Annotated in this window: 9 protein-coding genes and 1 pseudogene; 4 read left to right on the forward strand and 6 right to left on the reverse strand. The window is 45.4% G+C overall.

The window, feature by feature from the left end; genetic code table 11:
* The 6 genes and pseudogenes from QAS77_RS08960 to ahbD all read right to left on the reverse strand — a co-directional run.
* Positions 1-520: pseudogene (locus tag QAS77_RS08960) on the reverse strand (porphobilinogen synthase); the annotation flags it as partial.
* A 5-nt stretch (positions 521-525) separates the two neighbouring features.
* Positions 526-1,800: a glutamyl-tRNA reductase gene (gene hemA / locus QAS77_RS08965; protein ID WP_305065047.1), complete on the reverse strand. Its 1,275-nt coding sequence runs from the start codon at positions 1,798-1,800 to the stop codon at positions 526-528.
* 93 nt (positions 1,801-1,893) lie between these two features.
* A complete protein-coding gene (locus QAS77_RS08970; protein WP_305065049.1) occupies positions 1,894-2,574 on the reverse strand; it encodes a precorrin-2 dehydrogenase/sirohydrochlorin ferrochelatase family protein in 681 nt (226 codons plus the stop codon).
* The gene (gene ahbB, locus QAS77_RS08975; RefSeq protein WP_305065051.1) at positions 2,575-3,054 is read right to left on the reverse strand and encodes a siroheme decarboxylase subunit beta; all 480 of its coding nucleotides are present in this window, start codon (positions 3,052-3,054) and stop codon (positions 2,575-2,577) included. It abuts the gene before it with no gap.
* A complete protein-coding gene (gene ahbA / locus QAS77_RS08980) occupies positions 3,044-3,499 on the reverse strand; it encodes a siroheme decarboxylase subunit alpha (RefSeq protein WP_250867750.1) in 456 nt (151 codons plus the stop codon). The genes ahbB and ahbA overlap by 11 nt, the downstream gene beginning before the upstream one ends.
* 92 nt (positions 3,500-3,591) lie before the next feature.
* On the reverse strand, positions 3,592-4,632 hold the full coding sequence (gene ahbD / locus QAS77_RS08985; protein WP_305065053.1) for a heme b synthase: 1,041 nt from the start codon (positions 4,630-4,632) through the stop codon (positions 3,592-3,594).
* Positions 4,633-4,807: 175 nt separating this feature from the next.
* On the opposite strand from ahbD, the gene QAS77_RS08990 reads away from it, so the two are divergent.
* From QAS77_RS08990 to QAS77_RS09005, 4 genes are all read left to right on the forward strand, one after another.
* A complete protein-coding gene (locus QAS77_RS08990; protein ID WP_250867752.1) occupies positions 4,808-4,936 on the forward strand; it encodes a CcmD family protein in 129 nt (42 codons plus the stop codon).
* Between the two features lie 12 nt (positions 4,937-4,948).
* Entirely contained in the window at positions 4,949-5,329 is a 381-nt protein-coding gene (locus QAS77_RS08995) for a cytochrome c maturation protein CcmE domain-containing protein (RefSeq protein ID WP_305065055.1), read from the forward strand.
* 39 nt (positions 5,330-5,368) lie between these two features.
* Positions 5,369-6,253: a polyprenyl synthetase family protein gene (locus tag QAS77_RS09000; RefSeq protein WP_250867754.1), complete on the forward strand. Its 885-nt coding sequence runs from the start codon at positions 5,369-5,371 to the stop codon at positions 6,251-6,253.
* 5 nt (positions 6,254-6,258) lie between these two features.
* The coding region (locus QAS77_RS09005) for a radical SAM protein (protein ID WP_305065058.1) at positions 6,259-7,447 on the forward strand (1,189 nt) is incomplete at its 3' end.

The following is a 7,447-nucleotide window of genomic DNA, read 5'->3' on the forward strand; positions in this document are numbered from 1 at the left end:
CTATCATACCGTCCATCATGCCTGACGGTGCAACTATGTCCGCTCCGGCTTCAACATGACTTGTGGCGATCTTGCCGAGGATATCAAGAGTCGGGTCATTTAGTACGTCCTCAGAATCCATATCGACAATGCCACAGTGACCGTGATCGGTATATTCGCACATACAGACATCGGTGATGACCACCATATCCTTACCAAGGTCTTCCTTGATGCTTCGGACCGCCTGTTGTACGATGTCATCCTCGCCATAAGAACTGGTTCCGACAGCATCCTTGTTTTTGGGAATGCCGAACAATACCAGTGCAGGAATACCGAGATCTGCTGCTTCTTTTGCATCGTCGACCACTTTGTCCAGCGGTAAACGCTGTACTCCGGGCATAGACGATATATCCACGGAAGAATCAGTGGTCTCATCAACGAACATTGGATATATCAGGTCATCTACACCAAGTGAGGTCTCCCTCACCAGATCGCGTATCTTACCACTTCTTAACCTTCGCATTCTAACCTGTGGGAACATTAGTATCAACTCTTATTTGTAATTTCATCGTTCTTCTTAATTGGTCGTATATCAAATAAACGAGATACGGAATCAAGGAACTTATCGTCATCATATTCCGCAGCGTTGCGTAATTTCTTGGTGGGTTCTGCAAGGATCTTGTTCGTGATCGCATGCGTGAGATCTTCAAGCACCTTGCGTTCAATATCGCCCATAGTATGGTAGGCACTCAGTTTATTAATGGCATGCTCCATCTCGTTATGCCTGAGGCCGTGGGACTGGCTATAAAGATCTGATATGATAGCATCAGCCTTTTGACGTTTGTACTGAGCCTTCAATAGATCCAATTCATCATCAATGATGATCTCGGCCTTCTTGGCCTCCACCATCCTCATCTGAAGGTTCTTTTCATTAATAACACGTAAACCGTCGATATTACGGAGAATTACATGCGGAATTTCCTCGACTGCAGGATCGATATCTCTCGGACTTGCAATATCTATGAGGAGGAGGTCGTTCTCACGGCCTTCCATCACTTTACCCACAAGATCATCCTTCAATACATAATGAGGAGCAGAAGTAGCACTGATAACCACATCGGCAGCATGGACGTATTTTTCCAGCTGGTCGAACATGACAGCTTCTCCGCCAAGTTCTTCAGCCAAGTCCCTTGCCTTCTCGTAAGTCCGATTTGCAAGATAGATAACATGCATATCCCGGTGTGAAAGTGCTCTCGTGACCAATGTGCCCATTTCACCGGTACCGATCACAAGAATGTGCTTGTCATTCAGACCGTCAAGGATATCCTCTGCAAGATCGACCGCTGCCGAAGCAATGGAAACTGCACCCCTGTTGATGAAGGTCTCTGTACGGACCCTCTTGCCCACCTGGATAGCCTTGCTGAATGCGGTACTAAGCACTTTCCCAACAGTTCCGGCTTCTTTGGCCATCAGGAAAAAGTCCTTGATCTGACCGAGGATCTGGTCTTCCCCGATTATCATAGATTCGAGACCGCATGCAAGCCTGAGCAGATGTCTTAACGATTCATCATGGTCATAGAACTCCACGATCTTTGCAGAAACGCCCATCTCTTTTGCATAATGGAAAAGTACACTGCTACCTTTTGAAGATACCACATATATCTCTACACGATTACAAGTCTTGAGGACTGCACACTCATAAACAAGCTCATTTGAGTAAAGCTGGCTCAGGACAAGCTCTATGTCACCATGCCAGGAATCTTCCATTTCCTCAACAGTAGCCTTTGCGTGTGTAATTACCATACTTGATATTTCTGTCACTCCAAGCCTCCACGAACGGCGTGTGATAAGTGTAACATATTCCCATGAATACGAGCATTGGACTTAAACCTAATGTAATATTTCATGATAACATCAACCTTTCTTGTCTAGGTGCTCCTGAACTATATTGTATGCTACATTATACCCTTTTTCATACGAAACTTCCAGGGCATCCCATATAGCCTTGTCCTCAAGTATCTTCCAGAGAAGGGCTTTACGCTCTTTCTGCAAGTCCACTTTACTTTTGAGCAAGGTTCGCATCTCATCCTGCAAGCGTATCATCTCCCCATATTGAGGAGTGATTATAGATTCCAGTTTCCTGCGAGTATATTTTGAGACCGCAGGACTTGAACCAAATGTAGATATGCCTATGGAAAGTCCATCCCGCTGTATAACAGAGGGAATTACGACCTCCCCTGCCATATCAATTCGGTTTACAAGGACCCCACGCCCTTGTGCAAGTTCCCTGATCCGATCATTCAATGAAGGAACGTTCGTTGCAGGAATTACAAGAAAAGCATCTTCCATCAGGGCAAGTATGGATCCATCGGAAACAGAAGAAAGATCGGACCCGATCAATTCAACCGATGAAGAAGAAGCAAGCTCTTCAAGTTCAGGAGAAAAATCGATGCTTATTACAGCAGTTTCTGCATATTCTGCAAAGAGGGAGGCTTTTCGAAATCCCACAGAACCTCCACCGAAGACCACCACTTTCCGACCTTCCATGTCAATGAAAAGAGGCATATATTTCCGACCAAGGCCTTTCCCTGTCATTTACAGCCTCACGCCAGTCTTTTTGAATTCCCGGACACTGTACAGAAGATTGTAATCGGAGATCCCCGTTGCCATGGATATCTCTTTAGCAACGTGCTCACAGTCATCGCGGGTATATGAATGCACCATTGTGAAGAGGTTGTAAGGCCAGTCCGGATAACGAGGTCTTTCATAGCAATGCGTCACTTCAGAAAAACCTGCCATGACCGCACCGACCTCTTCGACACGTTCATCAGGAACATTCCAGGTACACATTGCATTCGCGGTTATGCCAATGGCACGATGTCCGATAGATGCACCGAACCTTCGAATAAAACCGTTCACCTGAAGATGTTTGATCCTATCGATCACATCCTCTTCGGTCATGCCAAGCTCCTTTGCCACATCAGCAAAAGGAGAATGAGTAAGCGGAATTCCATCCTGGGTCAATTTGAGAAGACGTGTGTCAAGCTCATCCATTTGAACATTATTACCTGACATCAAATTTCACCCCGATCTTAAAAAGACGTTTTGTCGGAAGATCGATCAGTGGACAACCGGTCTCATCCCTGAGATCGTTTATTATCTGCTCCAGACGTTCCCGGTTCGCAGCGGAAACTGTGAACCAGATGTTATAATCTGCCTGACGCAAATAGTTGTGCGAAACTTCTTGATGCCTATTTATCAGTTCTGCGACCTCATCGATGCGGGATTCCGGCACCTTCATTGCAACAAGTGTACTGATGCCACCAACCTTTTTCGTGTTGATGACCGGACCGATACGCCTTATAGCGCCTTCTTCGCTAAGTCGTTCCATGCGTTCCAGCAAGTCCTCTTCAGAAATGCCAAGCTGCTGGCTTAATTTCTCAAATGGGTGAGGATCAAGAGGAAAATCCAGCTGTATCAGGTTCAGGATCGACTTATCGACCTCATCAAGTTCTATCATATAAATTAACACCATTTTTATTTGCAATCGATCTGGATGCTAGGCAGAGTTCATGCTATCATTAGATTATTAATATTTCCCGTAACCAGAGTTCATCTGGGATTATATATACAGTATGGCTCTTCCGCCATGTAGTCACCAGTGGCGGCATAAGCACGGGCACGGCAACCCCCGCAGACGTTGTTGTAGCTGCATTTTCCGCATTTACCACCGAGCTTATCATAATCGCGAAGATCGTTGAAAAGTTCAGAGTCTTCCCATATCTCCCTGAAGCTCTTTTCCTTCACGTTGCCTGCGACCACAGGCAGATATCCGCAGGGCTGGACATCTCCTGTACTGGAAACGAAGCAAAAGCTTATACCTCCGAGACATCCCCGAGTCATTGCCTCATAGCCATGTGTCTTAACAGTGACCTCAGTGCCTTCTCTTTTTGCACGCTGACGCATTATTCTGAAATAGTGAGGAGCGCATGTGGCCTTCAACTGGATCTTGACGTGCTTCTGCTGATCATAGAACCAGTTCAACACGCGCTCATATTCAGCAGGAGGTATCTCTTCGTTCTCGAGTTCCTTACCCCTGCCGGTTGGCACAAGAAGGAAGATATGATGTGCTTCCGCACCAATTTCGGTTGCAAGTTCAAGAATGGCAGGGATCTCATCGATATTCCTTTTTGTTATGGTTGTGTTTATCTGGAAACCAAGCCCGCCATTTTTGAGGTACTCGATGCCACGCATAGTGCTTTCGAATGCACCGGGAACTCCACGGAAATCGTCATGTGTCTGTGCCGATGAACCATCGATGCTTATACTGACACGCTGCACACCTGCGTCTTTTAGTTTTTTCACAACATCGTCATTGAGAAGGGTTCCGTTGGTCGCAAGAGCTACACGCAGACCTTTGTCAGTAGCGTATCTTGCGATCTCATAGACATCCTTGCGAACAAGAGGTTCGCCTCCGGTCAGAATGAGAATGGGATTTCCCATCTCTACGATCTCATCGACGAAATGTTTTGCTTCAGACGTGGAAAGTTCACCCTCAGGTATCTCCGATGTAGATGAACCTCTGCAATGAACACATGCAAGATTACATCCCCATGTCAATTCCCATGCTATAAGTCGTGGAGGTTTTACCATGTATGATCAAATACTCCTATTTACTTAATATAATGTAAGCTATTATCAAAGGCAATTCTTTCAATTTGCTTAAATAGTATGGAACTATACTACACAGAACCCATATAAATCGTATCGTCAAGATACATAAAATAACAACATATAATGCCCTTTTTGGAGCTAAGGATGATAAGATATGGCAATGGGAGAACAGGCATTTCAGACAGCATTCGCAATTACATGGATAATAATACTTTCCTACATTGTTTATCTGATACGCACACGCATGCGTCTTGCATCCCTGATCCGAAAGCTTAAAGATTGATGGTGTTTGCAAATGGAAAAAAAACGAAAGGCGATCCTCACCATTTTTGCGATAGTAGCAGTTATGGCGATCGGACTTTGGGGCGTTGATGTCGAACAGGGATATATGATGGTCTCTGAGATCACGACCAGCCCACAGGATCATGTCGGGCAGAAAGTCAGTACAATGGGACTTGTCAAAAATGGGACATTGAGCATCTCACCGGAAATGGTCTCGTTCACCCTTACGGATGCTGAAGACGAGGAACAGGAGATATATATTGAATACACAGCTGACCTTCCTGCAAATCTTGTAGAAGGGAACAGCGTTAGCCTTACAGGGACCATGATATCAGAATCAAAGATAGAGGCAGACCAGATCGTTATCGGCTGCCCTTCAAAGTATTCCGAATGAAACCTGGAACATATCACATTCATATTATGAGGACATGCGATGAATATCGAACAATGGGATGAATACCGGCAGATCACCGATGCCATGAACGAAATGATAAGCGACATGGATGATTCACCCCAGATGAAAAACGTCGTCGGACATATTTGCAGATCGGGCGGAAAGAAGGTCAGACCTATTATATTACTACTGGCTTCCCGAATATGCGGAGGAGACTCCGACAATAGTATAAATGCAGCACTTGCCATTGAGCTTATCCACTCCGCATCCCTTATACACGATGATATCCTGGACGAAGGGGTCATACGAAGAGGAGTAGAGTCCGCACATAAGAAGTTTGGACCAGCAGCTGCCATGCTTGCTGGGGATTATATGATCTCAAAATCCATTGAGCTTATTTCAATATACAGTACACCGGTAGTGCGGGAGTTCGGACGTGCAGGAATGGCAATGGCAGAGGGCGAGACCATTGACATAAAAAGCACATCCGAGGATTTTGCAGAGATGAACTATTTCGATTGCATCGACAAGAAGACCGCATCCCTCTTTGCGGCCAGTGCGGCAATGGGTGCATATATCGTAGGTGCTGATGAAAGGACTGCAAGTAAATTGAAGGATTATGGAGAAAAGCTCGGAAGAGCATATCAGATCGTTGACGATATTCTGGAATATACCGAGAATGTCGATGATAAGAGATCCGAGAATGAATCCATATCGATCTTGCAGATATATAGAAGGGCCATACCACATGAGAGCGCTGTAGAAAAGGCGACCTTACTGGCAATGGAGAACGTGAGAATGGCAAAAGACATATTGGAAGAGTTCGAGCCTTCCGATTCAAGAAGCAAGCTCATGGAAGTTACAGACCACATAACAACGGAAATGCTTCCGAAAACATTGAAAAATACTATCAGATCCAGGTGAACATTATGCGGGTATATGACAAATCAGTTATCAAAGTAAATGCCAGTACAGAGAATGGAAAGGTCGTTCTCGATACAGAAGGACCACTATCAGCTGTATCAAAACCTGTGATAAAACGCATTAATAAGATATTCCGGGAAGAGAAGCCAATATTAGTGGACGAAGAGAATATCATTTTTTCCACATGGGTGCCACCGGTCCCAAGTCCCGCATTCAACAGGGTCATAAGTGCACAGATCGGCGCAATTATGAAAAAACGTATCCCTGACCAGTTCTCGATCGGGATAACAGACAGATGCCCATACAATTGCATACACTGTGGTGCTGCCGGCATTGTTGCAGACCCTGAATTTACGCTTGAAGAAATAAACAGAGTGGTCGATGAGGCAGTAGACCTTGGAGCATACCTGATATCTTTCGATGGTGGCGAGACCATGCTTCGAAGCGATATTGTGGACATGGTCGCCAGTGTTGATAAAACAAAGGCAATAGCCACCTGTTTTACATCAGGTTTCAAGTTGACACCTGAAAGGGCACGGGACCTTAAGAATGCAGGCCTTTATTCAGCACATATCAGTGTGGATAGCCCGGATGAGAAAGAGCATGACCGCGTAAGGGGTTGTGAAGGGGCATTCCAGAACAGTATGACAGGTATCAAGAATACGCTGGATGCAGGGATCATGGCAGATATGTTCGTTGTGGCATCACCGGATAATATTGATGATCTTGAGGAGTTCTATACCCTGGCAGATGATCTTGGCATGCAGGAAATGTCGATATATGAGATCATTGCCGTGGGAAGGTGGCTAGACCATGAAGACGAGACCCTCACCAAGAAAGATATTGTAAAGCTTGAAAGGTTCCAGAAGAGCAAGAACAAGGAAACTGACGGACCCAGGGTCACCGCGTTCCCGTATTTCAACGGACCTGAGCAGTTCGGTTGCTTTGCAGGCAGGAGATGGATGCATGTTGCTGCGGGCGGAGACGTTATGCCATGCGCTTATACACCGCTCTCCTTCGGAAACGTTAGAGAAGATGGTCTTGCAGAAATATGGAAACGTATGGGAAAACATGCGGCATACAAGGGATCTGCAGATTATTGTATGATGCGTAACCCGGAATTCAGAAAGGAGTATATACACACCATACCAAAGGATGCTCAAATTCCTTTAAGGGTTGACCTGCAATACAAAA

Origin of the sequence: Methanococcoides sp. (assembly GCF_030594565.1) — an archaeon.
GTDB classification, from domain to species: Archaea; Halobacteriota; Methanosarcinia; order Methanosarcinales; family Methanosarcinaceae; genus Methanococcoides; species Methanococcoides seepicolus.